General features: G+C 74.0%; 15 protein-coding genes. 8 read left to right on the forward strand and 7 right to left on the reverse strand.

Going from position 1 to position 16,565, the window contains the following annotated elements:
- Positions 1-234 precede the first annotated feature (234 nt).
- Positions 235-1,407, forward strand: a complete 1,173-nt coding sequence (locus IG02_RS0134015) for an acyl-CoA dehydrogenase family protein (RefSeq protein ID WP_030757037.1) — start codon at positions 235-237, stop codon at positions 1,405-1,407.
- 102 nt (positions 1,408-1,509) lie between these two features.
- Here the strand turns inward: IG02_RS0134015 and IG02_RS0134020 are convergent, their stop codons facing one another.
- Positions 1,510-1,953: a hypothetical protein gene (locus tag IG02_RS0134020; protein WP_051766096.1), complete on the reverse strand. Its 444-nt coding sequence runs from the start codon at positions 1,951-1,953 to the stop codon at positions 1,510-1,512.
- Between the two features lie 203 nt (positions 1,954-2,156).
- Here IG02_RS0134020 and IG02_RS0134025 point away from each other — a divergent pair, with 203 nt between their 5' ends.
- The 4 genes from IG02_RS0134025 (at position 2,157) to fxsA (ending at position 6,544) form a co-directional block, all read left to right on the forward strand.
- Complete coding sequence (locus IG02_RS0134025; RefSeq protein ID WP_030757042.1) at positions 2,157-2,597, forward strand: Lrp/AsnC family transcriptional regulator; 441 nt, start codon at positions 2,157-2,159, stop codon at positions 2,595-2,597.
- Between the two features lie 224 nt (positions 2,598-2,821).
- Positions 2,822-4,444 (forward strand): amidohydrolase, encoded by a 1,623-nt coding sequence (locus IG02_RS0134030; protein WP_030757043.1) that lies wholly within the window; start codon positions 2,822-2,824, stop codon positions 4,442-4,444.
- A 596-nt stretch (positions 4,445-5,040) separates the two neighbouring features.
- A complete protein-coding gene (locus IG02_RS0134035) occupies positions 5,041-5,817 on the forward strand; it encodes a polyprenol monophosphomannose synthase (RefSeq protein ID WP_030757044.1) in 777 nt (258 codons plus the stop codon).
- Between the two features lie 106 nt (positions 5,818-5,923).
- The gene (gene fxsA / locus IG02_RS0134040) at positions 5,924-6,544 is read left to right on the forward strand and encodes an FxsA family membrane protein (protein ID WP_030757045.1); all 621 of its coding nucleotides are present in this window, start codon (positions 5,924-5,926) and stop codon (positions 6,542-6,544) included.
- Positions 6,545-6,660: 116 nt separating this feature from the next.
- Here the strand turns inward: fxsA and IG02_RS0134045 are convergent, their stop codons facing one another.
- The 4 genes from IG02_RS0134045 to IG02_RS0134060 all read right to left on the reverse strand — a co-directional run bounded on the left by IG02_RS0134045 (position 6,661) and on the right by IG02_RS0134060 (position 10,220).
- Entirely contained in the window at positions 6,661-7,035 is a 375-nt protein-coding gene (locus IG02_RS0134045; protein ID WP_030757047.1) for an RNA polymerase-binding protein RbpA, read from the reverse strand.
- Between the two features lie 254 nt (positions 7,036-7,289).
- Positions 7,290-8,636, reverse strand: coding sequence for an MFS transporter (locus IG02_RS0134050; protein WP_030757050.1), 1,347 nt, complete (start codon positions 8,634-8,636; stop codon positions 7,290-7,292).
- Positions 8,637-8,778: 142 nt separating this feature from the next.
- Positions 8,779-9,546 carry a glycerophosphodiester phosphodiesterase family protein gene (locus IG02_RS0134055; protein ID WP_234315010.1) on the reverse strand — a complete coding sequence of 256 codons (768 nt, stop codon included), beginning with the start codon at positions 9,544-9,546 and terminating at the stop codon, positions 8,779-8,781.
- Positions 9,543-10,220 carry a YczE/YyaS/YitT family protein gene (locus IG02_RS0134060; protein ID WP_051766098.1) on the reverse strand — a complete coding sequence of 226 codons (678 nt, stop codon included), beginning with the start codon at positions 10,218-10,220 and terminating at the stop codon, positions 9,543-9,545. Before IG02_RS0134060 ends, IG02_RS0134055 begins: the two co-directional genes overlap by 4 nt.
- A gap of 101 nt (positions 10,221-10,321) precedes the next feature.
- Between IG02_RS0134060 and IG02_RS0134065 the strand changes: the two genes are divergently transcribed.
- The gene (locus tag IG02_RS0134065) at positions 10,322-11,824 is read left to right on the forward strand and encodes a PLP-dependent aminotransferase family protein (RefSeq protein WP_030757060.1); all 1,503 of its coding nucleotides are present in this window, start codon (positions 10,322-10,324) and stop codon (positions 11,822-11,824) included.
- 7 nt (positions 11,825-11,831) lie between these two features.
- Here IG02_RS0134065 and IG02_RS0134070 read toward each other — a convergent pair whose 3' ends face one another.
- Both IG02_RS0134070 and IG02_RS0134075 read right to left on the reverse strand, forming a co-directional pair.
- The gene (locus tag IG02_RS0134070) at positions 11,832-13,427 is read right to left on the reverse strand and encodes a hypothetical protein (protein WP_063756887.1); all 1,596 of its coding nucleotides are present in this window, start codon (positions 13,425-13,427) and stop codon (positions 11,832-11,834) included.
- Positions 13,428-13,501: 74 nt separating this feature from the next.
- Positions 13,502-13,696, reverse strand: coding sequence for a hypothetical protein (locus IG02_RS0134075; RefSeq protein ID WP_030757066.1), 195 nt, complete (start codon positions 13,694-13,696; stop codon positions 13,502-13,504).
- Between the two features lie 214 nt (positions 13,697-13,910).
- Between IG02_RS0134075 and IG02_RS0134080 the strand changes: the two genes are divergently transcribed.
- A complete protein-coding gene (locus tag IG02_RS0134080; RefSeq protein WP_030757069.1) occupies positions 13,911-14,303 on the forward strand; it encodes an ankyrin repeat domain-containing protein in 393 nt (130 codons plus the stop codon).
- A gap of 618 nt (positions 14,304-14,921) precedes the next feature.
- Positions 14,922-16,343 carry a hypothetical protein gene (locus tag IG02_RS0134085; RefSeq protein ID WP_030757073.1) on the forward strand — a complete coding sequence of 474 codons (1,422 nt, stop codon included), beginning with the start codon at positions 14,922-14,924 and terminating at the stop codon, positions 16,341-16,343.
- Positions 16,344-16,565 lie beyond the last annotated feature (222 nt).

Consider the following 16,565-nt stretch of genomic DNA (forward strand, 5'->3'; position numbering starts at 1 on the left):
GTGACGAGAGCTCGCCGATCGGGCATACTCAACGCGCCACAGTCGTTGATCGTCCGCTTCCGTGACCCGGAAGGCGGCCACCGGCCGGGCAGAACTGCCGTCCGGGCCCCGCCCGGGCGGGGATCCGGACGGCGGTGCCGCACACCCCTGCGGGGCCGCCGTGGTGCCTTCCGGCACGGCTGCCGGCCGTGCCGGCGGGAACCGTAGCGCCCAACAGGGAGGAGAGCCGCCGCCATGTCCGACCGCACCCCGCGCCCGGTGGAACGCCAGCTGCCCACCGAGGAGGCCGAGGACCTCCTCGCGCTCGTCCGCGACATAGCCCAACGGGAGATCCGTCCCACGGCGGCCGAGGAGGAGGACGCCGGCCGTTTCCCGCGCGAGCTGTTCACCCTCCTGTCCACCTCCGGCCTGCTCGGCCTGCCCTACGGCTCCGAGTACGGCGGCGGGGAGCAGCCGTACGAGGTCTACCTCCAGGTCCTCGAGGAACTCGCCGCCGCCCGGCTCACCGTCGGCCTCGGTGTCAGCGTCCACACGCTCGCCTGCCACGCCCTCGCCGGGTACGGCACGAAGGAACAGGCCGCCGACCACCTGCCCGCCATGCTCGGCGGCGGTCTGCTCGGCGCCTACTGCCTCTCCGAGCCGGCCTCCGGCTCGGACGCCGCCTCCCTGCGCACCAAGGCGGAACGGGACGGCGACGACTGGCTGATCACCGGCACCAAGGCGTGGATCACCCACGGCGGCGTCGCGGACTTCCTGACCGTCCTGGCCCGCACGGGCGCGGAGGGCGCGCGGGGCATCACGGCGTTCCTCGTCCCGGGCGACGCCCCGGGGCTGACCGCGGCGCCCCCGGAGCGGAAGATGGGCATGAAGGGCTCTCCCACGGCCCAACTCCACTTCGACGGCGTACGGGTGCCCGACAGCCGCCGCATCGGGGAGGAGGGCCAGGGCTTCGCCGTCGCGCTGTCCGCCCTCGACTCGGGCCGTCTCGGCATCGCCGCCTGCGCGGTCGGGGTGGCCGGGGCCGCGCTGGACGAGGCCGTCTCGTACGCCAGGGAGCGGCGGCAGTTCGGCCGGCCGGTCGCGGACTTCCAGGGCCTGCGCTTCCTGCTCGCCGACATGGCCACGCAGATCGAGGCGGGCCGCGCGCTCTACCTCGCCGCCGCACGGCTGCGCGACGCGGGGCGGCCCTTCTCCGAGCAGGCCGCCATGGCGAAGCTGTTCTGCACGGACATGGCGATGCGGGTGACCGTCGACGCCGTGCAGGTGCTCGGAGGGTACGGCTACACGATGGACTTCCCGGTGGAGCGGTACATGCGCGAGGCGAAGGTGCTCCAGATAGTGGAAGGCACCAACCAGATCCAGCGGTTGGTCATCGCCCGCCACCTGGCGGGCCCGGAATCACGCTGAACCACACCCGCCCGGCGCGTTCCTGACGGCACGACAGCCTTTGTCCGCTGTCCGTTCAGCGTCCGCGCCGGGTACCGGGAGACGCGCGAACCGCCGCCCGGATCAGGCGGCCTGCCGCTGTACGTCCTGCCGCCGCACGGGCTGCCGCCGCACGTCCTGCCGTTGTACGGCCTGGAGCTTGAACGGGCGCGAACCCGGCCCGCCGACGTGCGAGAAGGGCTGCGTCCGCCAGTTCAGGCCCTGGGGGAGCGTCAGCAGGAACGCGGTGTCCTGCTCCTGCGCCTCGAACGACTGGTCGGCCGCGCGTGCGTCCGCCGCGGAGCGGCCCGTGCCGGCGCAGACCGACAGCACGAACGGATTCCACGGCGTGGGGCACAGCGCGTGCTCCGGCAGGACGTCCTCGCCCGCCGGCAGCGCGATGGGCCGCGCGCAGTCCGGGCAGATCACCCGGTACATCTCGAACGTGTCATAGGAGTCGAACTCGTCGGGGTCCACCGGTTCGACGAGTTCCGGCTCGGTGTGTCCGGCGCGCTTCAGACTCTGCATGGAGACATTCCCCCTCGGATGGGCCGACCAGGCATGTGTGGTCTCGACCACAGCAAGCAATGCCCGTCGCGCGAGCCAGGTAACCGTGAGGTCACGGCCGACCGGCCGGTAACCTTGTGGTCTTCGTCACATGCGCCTTCTTCCCTCCGTCCGGAGCGCGGCCGGCTGTGCCGGATGAGCCGCGGGGCCATAGGTTGATCCGTATGGAGGAGCTGGATCGTCGGATCGTTGAACTGCTCGTCAAGGACGGCAGGACGAGCTACACCGACCTGGGCAAGGCCACGGGCCTGTCCACGTCGGCGGTGCATCAGCGCGTACGCCGCCTGGAGCAGCGGGGAGTCATCCGCGGCTACGCCGCGGTGGTCGACCCGGAGGCGGTCGGCCTGCCGCTGACCGCGTTCATCTCCGTCAAACCGTTCGACCCCAGTGCCCCCGACGACATCGCGGACCGGCTCGCGGAGATCGCGGAGATCGAGGCGTGCCACAGCGTGGCGGGCGACGAGAACTACATCCTCAAGGTGCGGGTGGGCACGCCGCTGGCGCTGGAGAACCTGCTGACGCGGATCCGGTCGCTGGCGGGGGTGTCGACGAGGACCACGGTGGTCCTGTCGACGCCGTACGAGAGCCGCCCGCCGTCGTTCTGACGCGATGAGCCCCGGAGCGCGCGGCCTCGCCCGCGCCTCCGCTCCCGCCCGCGCCTCCGCTCCCGACCGCTCTCGTCCCCCTGCGCGCGCCCGGCCCGTGCTCGCCCCGGCCCCGTGCGCCCCCGCCGGGACCCTGGCTCGGCGGCGGGCCCGGGAAGCGGGGAACGGGCCCGCCGAGGGGCCCCCGGCCTCCGCGGCCGCGTCCCACGCGGGAAACTGGCCCCATGACCCACCCCAACCGCACCGTGCTCCTGCGCGGCGGCGACGTGCACAGTCCCGCCGACCCCTTCGCCACCGCCATGGTCGTCGAGCGAGGACACATCGCCTGGGTCGGCTCCGAAGGCGCGGCCGATTCCTTCTCCTCCGGCGTCGACGAGGTCGTCGACCTGGAGGGCGCTCTCGTCACTCCCGCCTTCACCGACGCCCACGTGCACCTCACCACCACCGGCCTCGCCCTCACCGGCCTCGACCTGTCCGGCGCCGCGAGCCTGCCGGAGGCCCTCGCGCTCGTCCGGGCGCACCGCGTCGCCCGCCCCCGGGACCCGGTCCTGCTCGGACACGGCTGGGACGCCGGCCGCTGGCCCGAGGGGCGGCCGCCCTCCCGCGCCGAACTGGACGAGGCCGCCGGCGGGCGACCGCTCTATCTGCCGCGCGTCGACGTCCACTCCGCCGTGGTGACCACCGCCCTGCTCGACCTGGTCCCGGGTGTCACCGCCCTGACCGGCTACCACCCCGACGCGCCGCTCACCGGCGCCGCGCACCACGCCGTGCGCGCGGCGGCGTACGGCGCCGTCGGAGCGCCCCGCCGGGCCGAGGCGCAGCGCGCGGCCCGGCAGCACGCGGCGGCGCTCGGGATCGGCACGCTGCACGAGTGCGGCGGTCCCGACATCTCCGACGAGGAGGACTTCGTCGCGCTGCTGAAGCTGGCGCGGGAGGAGCCGGGGCCGCGCGTCCTCGGCTACTGGGCCGAGCCGGTGAGCGACGAGAAGGGTGCTCTGCGCGTCCGTGAGCTGGGCGCGACGGGCGCCGCGGGTGATCTCTTCGTGGACGGTTCGCTGGGCTCGCACACGGCGGCTCTGCGCGATCCCTACGCCGACGCCCCCCACTCCGGCACCCTCCATCTGGACGCGGCGGCGGTCGCGGCGCATGTGGCGGCCTGCACGGAGGCCGGACTCCAGGCCGGCTTCCACGCCATCGGGGACGCCGCGACCGACACGGTCGTCGCGGGCGTCCGCGCCGCCGCCGAGCGGCTGGGCCCGGCGCGGATCAGGGCCGCCCGGCACCGGGTGGAGCACGCCGAGATGCTCACCCCCGAGACCGTCGCCGCCTTCGCGGAGCTGGGGCTCACCGCCTCCGTCCAGCCCGCCTTCGACGCGGCCTGGGGCGGCGAGGACGGCATGTACGCGCGCCGGCTCGGCGCCGAGCGGGCCCGTACGCTCAATCCGTACGCCGCGCTCCTGCGCGCCGGTGTCCCGCTGGCCTTCGGTTCCGACAGTCCGGTCACGCCGCTCGACCCCTGGGGCACGGTCCGTGCCGCCGCCTTCCACCGCACGCCCGGGCACCGGGTGTCCGTGCGCGCCGCGTTCACGGCGCACACCCGGGGCGGCTGGCGGGCCGTCGGCCGCGACGACGCGGGCACCCTCGTGCCGGGCGCCCCGGCCGACTACGTGGTGTGGCGCACCGAGGAACTGGTGGTCCAGGCGCCCGACGACCGGGTGGCGCGCTGGTCCACGGACCCCCGCTCGGGCACGCCCGGTCTGCCGGATCTCACGCCCGGCCGGCCGCTGCCCGTGGCGCTGCGGACCGTGGTCGGAGGACAAACGGTGTTCGTGCGACCGAACGAGTGACGTACGGACATTTCGTACCGCCGACCGATGGCTCCCGGGCTCCGTCCCGACCTGCGGATCTTCCCCACTGACCTGCTGATTTGGGGAAACGTCGCAGATCAAACGGCTGTTGACAGTGAGCCGCCACCGGCGGGTAGGTTCGGCCGGGTCCACCACAGGACGTCCGTCCGGCAACCTCCGCGCAGTCCTCGAACGCCGCTGGGTCATGGGGCGGTGTGCCGCACCGGCGCACCGCCGCTGGGAGCCAGGTCCAGCGCCCGCGTCGCGGGGGCGAGGGCAGGTGTCAGCCGGCCGGCGGGTGCGACCCGGGCCGGGCCCCGGCGTTCAGTAGACAACGGCTTCCGGTCGACCCGCAGCCAGCGGGTCCCGGGCCGGCCCGAAGGACGCCGGGTCCCGTTCCGCAGCCGGTGCCGGCACGGGGCCCGTTCCGCGCGGGCCAAGATTTGGCCACGGCCGCGTCCAGGATCTCCCCTTCCGTGCCCCCATCTCCGGACATGGCCGCCCGTGCCGCCGTCACCAGCGGTGACCACGACAGGCGAGGTCCCGGGCGTGCTCGCTATGGTGGGACAACGGCGTACGGCTATTAAGGGGCAGTAGTGAACGACGGCGGTCAGCGGCGGTACGGTCCGCTCGGTACGGCCCTGGTGATCATCCCGACCTTCAACGAGGCCGAGAACCTCAGGGCGATCGTCTCCCGGGTGCGTGCCGCCGTGCCGGAGGCCGACATCCTGGTCGCCGACGACAACAGCCCCGACGGCACAGGCAAGATCGCCGACGAACTGGCCGAAGCGGACGACCAGGTCAGGGTGTTGCACCGCAAGGGCAAGGAAGGGCTCGGCGCGGCCTATCTCGCGGGTTTCCGCTGGGGCATCGAGCACGGCTACGGCGTGCTGGTCGAGATGGACGCCGACGGCTCCCACCAGCCGGAGGAACTGCCCCGGCTGCTGACGGCCCTCAAGGGCGCCGACCTCGTCCTCGGCTCGCGCTGGGTGCCGGGCGGGCGCGTCGTCAACTGGCCCAGGACACGGGAGTTGATCTCGCGCGGCGGCAGCACCTACTCCCGGGCCCTGCTCGGTGTGCCGATCCGTGACGTCACCGGCGGTTACCGGGCCTTCCGCGCGGAGACCCTGGAGAAGCTGGGCCTGGACGCCGTCGCCTCACAGGGGTACTGCTTCCAGGTCGACCTCGCCCGGCGCGCGGTCGAGGCCGGCTGCCACGTGGTCGAGGTGCCCATCACCTTCGTCGAGCGGGAGCTGGGCGATTCCAAGATGAGCCGGGACATCCTCGTCGAGGCGCTGTGGCGGGTCACGGCGTGGGGCGTCGAGGCCCGGGCGAACCGACTCCTCGGCCGCAAACCCGCGGGCCCGTCCTGACCGGTCGGCCCGGCGCCGGTCGCACCCGGCGCCGACAGGGCCCGTCCGGTCGGTCCCGCGGACGGGGCCTACGCCGTTCTGACAGCGCACCAGGCACACTTGGACCATGACGACCGAGCAATCGCCCCGGACCTCCCCGCCGCGCAGCCGCGCCCGTACCTGGATCCCGCTGGGCATCGCGGCCTGGCTGGTGCTGGAGATCTGGCTGCTGATCGTCGTGGGGGACCGTGCGGGCGGCCTGGCCGTTCTCGCGCTCCTCGTGGGCGCCGGGGTGCTGGGCGCGGCGGTCGTCAAACGGGCCGGACGCCGGGCCTTCCGCAATCTGACCGAGACCCTGCAACGCGAGCAGCGCCGCCAGAGCCGTCCGGAGGAGGTCTCCGCTCCGGCGGCCGACGCGGAGGGCAGCCGGAGCAAGGGCAACGGTTTCCTGATGCTCGGCGGCCTGCTGATCATGGTTCCGGGGCTGATCACCGACCTGTTGGGCCTCCTGCTGCTGATACCGCCGGTCAGGACCGCGCTCGGCCGGTACGCGGAGAAGTCGCTGGAGCGCCGGATGAGCCGGGTGGCGCCGCCCGGCAGCCTCGGTGACACCTTCCAGCAGGCCCGGATGCGCCGGCCGGACGGGAAGGTCGTCCAGGGTGAGGTCATCCGCCATGACGAGCCCGAGGGCTCCCGTCCCGAGGACGAGCGAGGCGGACAGGGCCCGCGTCCGCCGCTGACTCCCTGACGTGCTGCCATCGGCGTACGACACGGCCGCGGGCCGCGACACCGATCGTGTCGCGGCCCGCGGCTGTGCTGTGACGCTTGTCTCGCTTGTCGCTCTTCCTTGCGCGGTCCTGCCGGTCAGGCGGACTTCCGGCTGTCCCGCGGATGCACGGCGATGTTCATGGCACCGGAGCGCAGGACCGCCAGCCTCTCGGCCAGCACCTCCTCCAACTCCTCGCGGGTGCGCCGCTCCATGAGCATGTCCCAGTGTGTACGCGCCGGCTTGCCCTTCTTCTCCTCGGGGCCTTCCCCGTCCACCAGGAGTGCCTGGGCGCCACACGCCTTGCACTCCCACTCCGGCGGAATTTCCGCCTCTACCGAGAACGGCATCTCGAATCGATGACCGTTCTGGCATGCGTACTCCACCGCCTGGCGCGGGGCCAGATCGATGCCGCGGTCCGTCTCGTAGCTGGTAACCACAAGTCGCGTGCCGCGGAGAGCTCGCTCACTCATGAATCGTGCCTCCCGGGCTTGTCGCCCACAGGACAGGTGTCGCTGTCGTCGTCATCCGGTCAACGTCCGGTCGGCGGTAAAGATTCCCGTTCCGGGTCATGCGTCGCCCGTCGTGCCGCCCTTGTTGTACCCACCGGCGCCCGGTTTGTCACATCTAACAGGAGATGTCACCCAGTGTTTTCATCTCCATACGTCGCAGTAACGGTCCGCCTGGCAGGCCAAACGCGTACACTACCGCCCTTCGCCTGCCGCGTCTAAATCCGGTCCGGCACCGGATTCCCCGCGGCCGCGACCGCCGCCCTGACCGGGACGCGCACCAGCAGGCCGAGTCCCAGGGCGAAGAAGACCACCAGGGAGATGATGGCATCCCGGTAGCTGCCGGTGAGCTGATAGGCCAGACCGAACACCAGCGGGCCCAGCCAGCTCAGCCCCCGGTCGCTCATCTCGTACGCCGAGAAGTACTCCGCCTCCTTGCCCCGGGGTACCAGGTGGGAGAACAGCGAGCGCGACAGGGCCTGGCTGCCGCCGAGCACCATCCCGATCGCGGCCGCCAGCACGAAGAACGCGGCCGGGCTGTGCGCGGGCAGGAAGTAACCCGCCGCCAGGATCAGCGTCCAGACGACCAGGGAGCCCTCGATCGTCCGCTTGGCGCCGTACCGCGCGGCGAGCCGGCCCATCCCGAGCGCGCCCGCCACCGCCAGGATCTGCACCAGCAGCACGGCGACGATCAGTGTCGTCTGGTCCAGGCCCAGTTCCTCGGAACCGTAGATCGACGCCTGCGAGATCACCGTCTGCACCCCGTCGTTGTAGACGAGGTAGGCCAGCAGGAAGGCCAGCGTCAGGGGATGGCGGCGCATGTCCCGCAGGGTGTTCACCAGTTGGCGCCAGCCGGTGCCCACCGCGCCCTCGCCGGCGCGCGGCGCCCGGCGGTCGCGCAGCCGTCGCAGCGGTACGACCGTGAAGGCGCCCCACCAGACGCCGGCCGACGCCAGGCAGATCCGTACCGCCGTCGACTCGCTCACCCCGAACGTGTCATGTCCGGTGTACAGCACCAGATTCACGACCAGGACCAGCGCGCCCGAGGTGTAGCCGAAGGCCCAGCCGCGGGACGAGACGCGGTCGCGTTCCCCGGGGGTGGCGATCTGCGGCAGGAACGCGTTGTAGAGCACCATCGAGACCGACAGCGACGCGTTCGCCACGATCAGCAGCAGCGCCCCCAGCAGATAGCGGTCGCCGTCCAGGAAGAACATGCCCGCCGTGGCCGCCGCCCCCAGGTACGCGGCGGCCGCCAGCAGTGGCTTCTTCCGTCCCGTACGGTCCGCCGCCGCGCCCACCAGCGGCATCGTCACCACCGCGAGGATCACGGACACGGACACCGCGTACGCGAAGAGCGAGCCCGCGCGCACGGGAACGCCCAGCGGATGGACGAAGCCGTCCGCGTCGGCGGCGGCGCGGGCCACCGAGGTCAGATACGGGCCGAGGAAGACCGTGAGCACGCTCGTCGAATAGACGGAGCACGCGAAGTCGTAGAAGTACCAGCCGCGTTGTTCGCGCCTGCGGGCCGCCGCCTCGTCGGCGCGGTCCGTGGTCCCGGCAGTCACCCGAGCGGTCTCGCTTTCCCCCGTGCCCCGTCGGCCGGGGCGTCCTCGTCGGTCACGGCCCCCTCGGTCCCGGGGCCCTCCGTCGGCCGTGCCGTCCGGCGTCGGTGCCGGTCCGGCCCCGCGGCGCGCGGACCGCACCGCGTCAGCGCCACAGGCCCCGCGCGGTGAACACCGCGCGCAGCGTGTCCAGTTGATCGGTCATGATGCCATCCACGCCGAGATCCAGCAGCGCTGCCATCCCGTCCGCCTCGTTGACCGTCCAGACGTGGACCTTCAGGCCGCGCGCGTGCGCCGTCCGCACGAAGCGCTCGTCCACCACCGGGACGCCGTTCTGGGCGCGGGGCACCTGCACGCACACGGCGCCGCGGCGCACCGGCGCCGGGATCCCGTAGCCGCGCAGCCTGAGGCCCAGCACCCCCCGTACGCCGTAGGACGTGGCCAGCCGCGGGCCCGCGAGGCGGGCGGCGGCCGCCGCCCGCCGCTCCGAGAAGGAGCCCACGCACACCCGGTCCCAGCAGCCGGTCCGGCGGATCAGCCCGACCAGCGGGACCAGCGCGGGGGCGGCCTTGACGTCCACGTTCCAGCGCGCCTCGGGGAACTCCTCCAGCAGCTCCTCGAAGAGCGGCAGCGGCTCCCGGCCCGCCACCCTGGCCCGGCGCACCTGAGACCACGGCAGATCCGCGATCCGGCCCCGGGTGTCGGTCACGCGGTCCAGGGTCGCGTCGTGGAAGGCGACCAGCCGGCCGTCGGCGGTGGCGTGGACATCGGTCTCGAAGTAGCGGTAGCCGAGAGCGGCCGCGCGGCGGAACGCGGCGGCCGTGTTCTCCAGGCCGTCGGACGCCCCGCCGCGGTGCGCGAACGGGATCGGGCCGGGGTGGTCCAGATAGGGATGCTGGGTCAGGGCGCTCACCGCCGCAGTATGGCCCCTCCGGGTGACCCGGCGGCGTCCGGCGTCCGGCCGTCGGCCGCCGCCGGGATGGCGAACACGCGCAGGAAGAGCTGGGCGAGCGGCCCGATGGCGAGGGCGTAGGCCACCGTGCCGACGCCCACCGAGCCGCCGAGGACGAATCCCGTCGCGACGACGGCGGCCTCGATCCCGGTCCTGATCAGGCGGACCGAGCGGCCGGTCAGCCGGTGCAGCCCGGTCATCAGGCCGTCACGCGGGCCCGGCCCGAAGCGGGCCGCTATGTACAGGCCGGTGGCCATGCCGTTGAGCCCGACGCCGGCGGCCAGCAGGACGGTCCTGACGGCGAGGGTCCGGCCGTCGGGGACCAGCGCCAGTGTGGCGTCGATCGCGAGCCCGACCACGAACACGTTGGACACCGTGCCCAGCCCCGGGCGTTCCCTCATCGGGATCCACAGCAGCAGCACGAGCGCGCCCACGGCGATCGCGACGACCCCCATGCTCAGCCCGGTCAGCTCCGCCAGCCCCTGGTGCAGCACGCCCCAGGGCTCCAGCCCGAGGCCGGCGCGGACCAGCAGCGCCGAGCTCGCCCCGTACAGCACCAGCCCGGCGTAGAGCTGACCGAGCCGGCGGGGCAGACGCCGTCCGCGCAGCCGGGAGGTGAGAGTCGTGGGGGCCATGCCGTTGCCTCCTGGGTGGGATAGTGGACTGGTACGAGCCACCCTGTGGCGGGTGGTGGACGGGCAACCACGTCCAATTTGGGGAAGGTGGACTGATTTCCATGACGCAGTGGACTTCGGCCGTCGGGGCGGCGCAGCTCGCCCGGCAGCTCCTGGCCCAGCGGCCCCGCCCCGCCGCCGGTCCCGGAGCCCGCAGACCACCCGCCTACCGGACCCTGGCCGACGGTATCCGGCTGCTCGTCCTGGAGGGCCGGGTGCCGGTCGCCGCCCGGCTGCCGGCGGAGCGCGAGCTGGCCGCGGCCCTCGGCGTGAGCCGTACGACGGTGGCCGCCGCGTACGAGGCGCTGCGCGGCGAGGGCTTCCTCCAGTCCCGCCGGGGCGCCGGCAGCTGGACGGCCGTACCGGCCGGCAACCCACTGCCCGCGCGCGGCCTGGAACCCCTGCCGCCGGAGTCCCTGGGCTCGGTGATCGACCTCGGCACCGCCTCCCTGCCCGCCCCCGAGCCCTGGCTGAGCCGGGCCGTCCAGGGAGCGCTGGAGGAGCTGCCGCCCTACGCGCACACGCACGGGGACTATCCGGCGGGGCTGCCCGCCCTGCGGCGGACGCTCGCCGAGAGGTACACCGCGCGCGGCGTGCCGACCATGCCCGAGCAGATCATGGTCACCACCGGCGCGATGGGCGCCATCGACGCGATCTGTCATCTCTTCGCCGGGCGTGGGGAGCGGATCGCGGTCGAGTCGCCCAGTTACGCCAACATCCTCCAGCTGATGCGGGAGGCGGGCGCCCGGCTGGTGCCGGTCGCGATGGCGGAGGGGCTGGCGGGCTGGGACTCGGCGCGCTGGCGCCAGGTCCTGCGGGACGCGGCGCCCCGGCTCGCCTATGTCGTCGCCGACTTCCACAACCCGACCGGCGCGCTGGCCGACGAGGACCAGCGGCGCCGGCTGGTGGACGCGGCACGCTCGGCCGGCACGGTGCTCGTGGCCGACGAGACCATGTCCGAGCTGCGGCTGGACGACGACGTCGTGATGCCCCGGCCGGTCTGCGCCTTCGATTCCGGAGGCAGCACGGTCATCACCGTCGGCTCGGCCAGCAAGGCGTTCTGGGCGGGGCTGCGGGTCGGCTGGGTGCGCGCCGCGCCCGACGTGATCCGCTCCCTGGTGGCGGCGCGCGCCTACGCCGACCTCGGCACGCCCGTGCTCGAACAGCTGGCGCTGCACTGGCTGATGCGCACCGGTGGCTGGGAGGAGGCGGTCGCCATGCGCCGGGCGCAGGCGCGCGACAACAGGGACGCGCTGGTCGCGGCGGTGCGCGAGCGGCTGCCCGACTGGGAGTTCGCGGTGCCCCACGGCGGGCTGACGCTGTGGGTGCGCACCGGCGGGCTGTCCGGGTCCCGGCTGGCCGAGGTGGGCGAGCGGGTGGGCGTACGGGTGCCGTCGGGACCGCGTTTCGGGGTCGACGGCGCGTTCGAGGGGTACGTACGGCTGCCGTTCACCGTCGGCGGCCCGGTCGCCGACGAGGCGGCGGTCCGGCTGGCGGCCGCCGCGCGCCTGGTGGAGACGGGGGCGAGCACGGGCACGGACGCGCCGCGCACCTTCGTCGCCTGACGGAGCGTCAGGCGACCGGGGCCGAGCCCGTCGCCCGGTCGGTCTCCTGCTCGGGGACCCGCTCCTGCCCCGCGTCCGCCGCCGGCCCGTCGAAGCCGGGCCGGCGGTCCGGCAGCAGGTCCAGCACGGCCCGGCGGCGCGCCTCGGCCGCCTCGTCGTCGTACGGGTCGACGGTCGCCGGGACCTGGAGCCTGAGCACCGGCCCCGCCCCGAGCCGTGCGTAGCCCCGGCCCGGCGGCATCTCGTACGGGGGAGTGGTGTGCGGTGGCGCCCCCAGCACCTCGGCCATCCGCACGGGCGGGGCCTGCCCGAGGACGACCCGGGCGCGGGTGTGCGCGTGTACCGTCTCGTGCAGCGCGTCCAGCGCGTCGAGGTGTTCGGCCACCACCACCGTGACCCGCGCGGACCTGCCGTGGCGCAGCGGCACCTGGAGCAGTTCCTGTGGATCCGGCCGCCCCTCGGCAGCGGCCGCCTGGCCGAGGACGGCCGGCCGGTCCAGCAGGATCCACAGCGGCCTGCGGGTGTCCTCCGGCGCGGGCAGGCCCGCCTGCCGGGCCCGGCCCGCGGTGATCAGGCGCCGCTCGGTCTCGTTCGCGGCCCACTCCAGACCGGCCAGCGCGCCCTCCGGTCCGCACTCCACGGCCAGGACGCCGCGCCGCCCGGTCAGGCAGGCGTACTCCCCGCTCCCGCCGCCGTCCACGACCAGTACGTCGCCGTGGCGCACGGCCTGCAGAGCGATCGAGCGGAGCAGGCTCGTCGTGCCGCTGCCGGGCCGGCCCGTCGCCAGCAGATGCGGCTCGGTCGAGCGCCCCCCGGTCCGCCAGAGGACCGGCGTCAGGTCCTGGGCGGCGCCGTCGATCAGCACGGGCACGGTACGGCGCCCGGCGCCGGCGTCACCGAAACCCAGCACGATCTCCTGGGGCACGGTGACGAAGGGCTGGGCGGCGGGGGCGGTGGACAGGGCGGGCAGCACGGTCATCCCCAGTTCGCCCGCCTCCTCGTCCCAGGTGAAGAGGTACTCGCGGCCGCGCCCGCACTTGGCGTACAGCAGCTGTTCGACCCGGCCGCGCTCGTCCGGATCGCTGTCGGGGAAGTACGCGGGGTACGTCATCCGCAGCCGGGTGGGCCGTCCCTCGGCGTCGAACGCGTAGTCGCTGAACGCGGCGGTCCAGTCGCCGCCGTGCGAGAAGAGCGGATTCGGGTCGTCCGGCACCGCGACGTAGGGCACCAGCGCCTCGTACAGCGATCGCAGCCGCTTCGTCTCCGCCTCCTCCGGCCCGGTCCGCTCGGGGGCCCGCTCCCGGCCCTGCCAGCCGGCCACGGCCATCAGCGAGATCAGGCCCAGCGTGGGCCCGTACGGCGTGAACGCGACGAACATCAGGCAGCACGCCGCCGCGAAGACCATCGGCCCGCGCCGGTCCTTGGGCGTGGCGGCCCACTTCCGGTGCGCCGCGGCACTGAGAAGCCGCAGCCCGCGGGCCACGGTGAGCAGCGGGTGGAGTACGTCCGCGACGGTGGCGGCGGCCGTACGGGCCAGCCGGCGGGCCCGCGCGATCCGGCCGCCGCCACTGGTCGGGACGCGAAGGAGGGGGCGCCGGGCCACGGCTGTCTCCTGACGGTGCTGACGGACGGGGGAGAAGGGCGGAGGGGCAGTAGGACGGAAAGGGAAGGAGACGGTCAGAACTTGATGCCGCCCAGAAGGCTCGCGAGGCTCGCGCTCCCGGCCGTGATGCTCGGTGCGATGGCCGTCCCCGCGAGATAGAAGCCGAAGAGCGCGCAGACCACCGCGTGGGACGCCTTGAGCCCGCCCTTGCGGAAGAAGAGGAAGACGACGATTCCGAGCAGTACGACACCGGACATGGAAAGGACCATGGGGATCTCCTGGCTGTAGTGCGGTCACCGTGCGTGCCCCCATGATCGCCAGAAGTATCTATGTGACAAAAGGTGTAAACGGGTGAAAGATCGTGAATCCCGGCGTGTACGCACGGGCAGTACCCTGTCGGTTCACTCGCACGGCGGCCGTGCCGTACGGGCCCGGATCGGCGCCGCAGAGATGTGACGCGAACACGAGAGGCGGTCCACCCCCATGAGCGACGCACCGGACCCCGAGGTGATCGAACTGGCCACGAAGGTCTTCGACCTGGCCAGGAGCGGCGAGGCCGAGACGCTCGCCGCGTACGTCGACGCCGGCGTCCCCGCCGACCTCGCCAACGACCGGGGCGACTCCCTCGTCATGCTCGCCGCGTACCACGGCCACGCCCCGGCCGTCGAGGCCCTGATCGCCCGCGGCGCCGACGCGGACCGCGCCAACGACCGGGGCCAGACCCCGCTCGCGGGCGCCGTCTTCAAGGGGGAGGAGGCGGTGATCCGCGCGCTCCTCGCCGGCGGGGCCGATCCGAACGGCGGCACCCCGTCCGCCGTGGATACCGCGCGGATGTTTGGGAAGACAGACCTGTTGAAGCTGTTCGGAGCCCAGTGAGCCGGGGTGCCGTCAGGGGCCCTTTCACTATGAGCGTCCGAGCAGGGCGCGTGGTCTGGTGCCGTGCATCGCAAGGCGCCGGAGAGTCCTGGTAGCGGAGCTACCTGGGCTTTTCGGCAACGCGGCGAGGTGCGGTGCCAGGCCGCGTGACCCGGACGGGCATAGTGAAAGGACCCCTAAATGTGGTCGCGGTGGCGAAATGGCTGGGTCATCATGACGTCGGGCCCGCAGGGGGCCCGACGAGAGGCAGGGAAGATGGTCTGCATCAGGCGAAGGACGACGGCCGGTCGAGCGTGCACTCGGGGCGGGGCCTAGGGCGGGTTTCGAAAGTCCCGCCTGGCTCGCGACGCCTGGCACGCACGCTCGCCGCGTTGTCGGAGTCGTCCAAGTACGTCCGGTACGAGGACGATCCTCCGCCTTGCGATCGCACGCACCAGACGCCGCGAGCCCCGCCCTGCGGGCGGACGGCGCTACTTTCGCGACACGCCCTAGGGCGTGCTGCGAAAGTCCCGCCTGGCCCCGTCGCGGCGGGCACACCTTGCCGGTCGCGGCACCAGCGCTCCGGCAGCGGCACCTACACCCCCGGTTGCGTCGACAGCTTGATGTGAGGCTTTTCCGATGTTCGATCCAGTCATAGCGCCGAGCGGCACACTCCTCGGCCTGTTGCAGAGGGGCCGCGGCGACGGCACGCTCCACGCGCTCGCCGCCCCCCGCGCGGAGGCCCTCGCCGCCCTCGACCACTGCGTGCTCAACGACCCCCGCCACGACTGGCAGGTCGAGAACCGCTCGCTCTACTACGCACGCCTGTACCTGGATCTCCACGGCGGGCTCGACGCGGTCGAGCACCACCTCTTCCGCGCCGAGGACCGGCTCGACACCGAGGAGGTCAGGACCGGGCTGTCGCTCGCCGTGCTCGGCCACCTGGCCTCCTACGGCCGGCGCGACGCGCTCGACCTGCTGCGCCGCTACGCCGAGACCGGCTCCAACTGGGCCTGGGCGCTCGACGAACTGGCGCTGCGCGACGACGACACCGGGCTGCGCGCCCTGGCCGGGCCGGTCCTCGGCCGCTTCCCCCGCACCCCCGAAGGAGACGCCGAGCTGGCCGCCGCCGTGCGCGACGCCTTCGAGCCCCGGCCCTGGCGGCTGTGGGCGGACGACCCGCGCGCCGAGATCGGCGCGCGGATCAGGGCAGCCGGCGAACAGGGCTCCTTCGACCGCTGGCAGCGACAGCTCCGGCCGAGCGGACCTCGCCCGGGCTGGAGCGTGGCCGCAGTCTTCGACTGGGCGCAGGAAGGGCTGGAGCGCGGCGGCGAACTGCATCTGCCGGCGGCCCGCTGCCTCACGGCGGTCGCCGGGCCCGGAGACCGCCCGACGATCCTCGAAGCCGCGCGCGGCGGCCCGGACGGGGCCCGCTGCGCGGCCCTTCACTATCTCGCCGAGGCCCGCGACCCGGACGTGCTCGACCTGATCGAAGCGGCAGCCTCCGACCCGTCCCGTACCGTCGCCGACGCGGCGGTGGCCGCGTTCGAGCGGATGTGCGGCGCGGACGCGGTCGACCGGGCGCGCGGCTGGATCCACCGGCCCGACGCCCTCGGGGCGTCCGCCGCGGGCGTGCTCGCCTGCCGGGGCGGTACGCGCGACACCGATCTCGTCCTCGGCGCGCTGCGTGAGACCGTCCGGGCCGAGGGGCCCGACGCCCGGCGGCTGTGGACGCTCGTCGACGGCGCGGGCCGGCTCGGCATCGTCTGCGCGGCGCCCGTGCTGCGCCACGTCTACCGCGAGACCGCCTCGTCCCAACTGCGCGGACGCGCGGCGAAGGCACTGGCCGCCACCGACCCCTCCTACGCCACCGGGTTCGCCGTCGAGTGCCTGTGGGACTGCGAGGAGACCACGCGGGAGATCGCGGCGCTGCACGCCGAGACGGGAGACGCCCGGGTGGCGGAGCGGCTGCGGCGGCTGGCCGCGGACCCGGCCGAGGAGGCCGAGGTGCAGACGGCCGTACGCAGCCGGATCGGCGGCGCGGACGCGGCGACGCGCTGACCCCGTCCGGGGCGGCGGGACCGGATTCGTCCAAGCGCCGGGCCCGGGGCGCGCGCGTCGGCCCGGACCCGGGCGTCGAGGCCCGCGGCCGCCCCGGCTCCCGTCCGGGCGGCGGCCGCGGGTTCCCACCGCCGGGCTCCGGGGCGTACCGCCGGGGCCGTGGCGGTCGGCCGGCGGTCCGTCCGCGTGGCGTCGCCACCAATGCTCACGGGACGTTTCCCA

The sequence above is a fragment of the Streptomyces sp. NRRL F-5135 genome (assembly GCF_000719775.1).
Classification (GTDB): Bacteria; Actinomycetota; Actinomycetes; order Streptomycetales; family Streptomycetaceae; genus Streptomyces; species Streptomyces hebeiensis.

Coding starts and splice junctions, on each gene's coding strand:
- IG02_RS0134025 (WP_030757042.1), top strand. CDS start 2,157: ATGGAGGAGCTGGATCGTCGGATCGTTGAACTGCTCGTCAAGGACGGC.
- IG02_RS0134060 (WP_051766098.1), bottom strand. CDS start 10,220: ATGGCCCCCACGACTCTCACCTCCCGGCTGCGCGGACGGCGTCTGCCC.
- IG02_RS0134080 (WP_030757069.1), top strand. CDS start 13,911: ATGAGCGACGCACCGGACCCCGAGGTGATCGAACTGGCCACGAAGGTC.
- IG02_RS0134020 (WP_051766096.1), bottom strand. CDS start 1,953: ATGCAGAGTCTGAAGCGCGCCGGACACACCGAGCCGGAACTCGTCGAA.
- IG02_RS0134045 (WP_030757047.1), bottom strand. CDS start 7,035: ATGAGTGAGCGAGCTCTCCGCGGCACGCGACTTGTGGTTACCAGCTAC.
- IG02_RS0134065 (WP_030757060.1), top strand. CDS start 10,322: ATGACGCAGTGGACTTCGGCCGTCGGGGCGGCGCAGCTCGCCCGGCAG.
- IG02_RS0134075 (WP_030757066.1), bottom strand. CDS start 13,696: ATGGTCCTTTCCATGTCCGGTGTCGTACTGCTCGGAATCGTCGTCTTC.
- IG02_RS0134015 (WP_030757037.1), top strand. CDS start 235: ATGTCCGACCGCACCCCGCGCCCGGTGGAACGCCAGCTGCCCACCGAG.
- IG02_RS0134030 (WP_030757043.1), top strand. CDS start 2,822: ATGACCCACCCCAACCGCACCGTGCTCCTGCGCGGCGGCGACGTGCAC.
- fxsA (WP_030757045.1), top strand. CDS start 5,924: ATGACGACCGAGCAATCGCCCCGGACCTCCCCGCCGCGCAGCCGCGCC.
- IG02_RS0134085 (WP_030757073.1), top strand. CDS start 14,922: ATGTTCGATCCAGTCATAGCGCCGAGCGGCACACTCCTCGGCCTGTTG.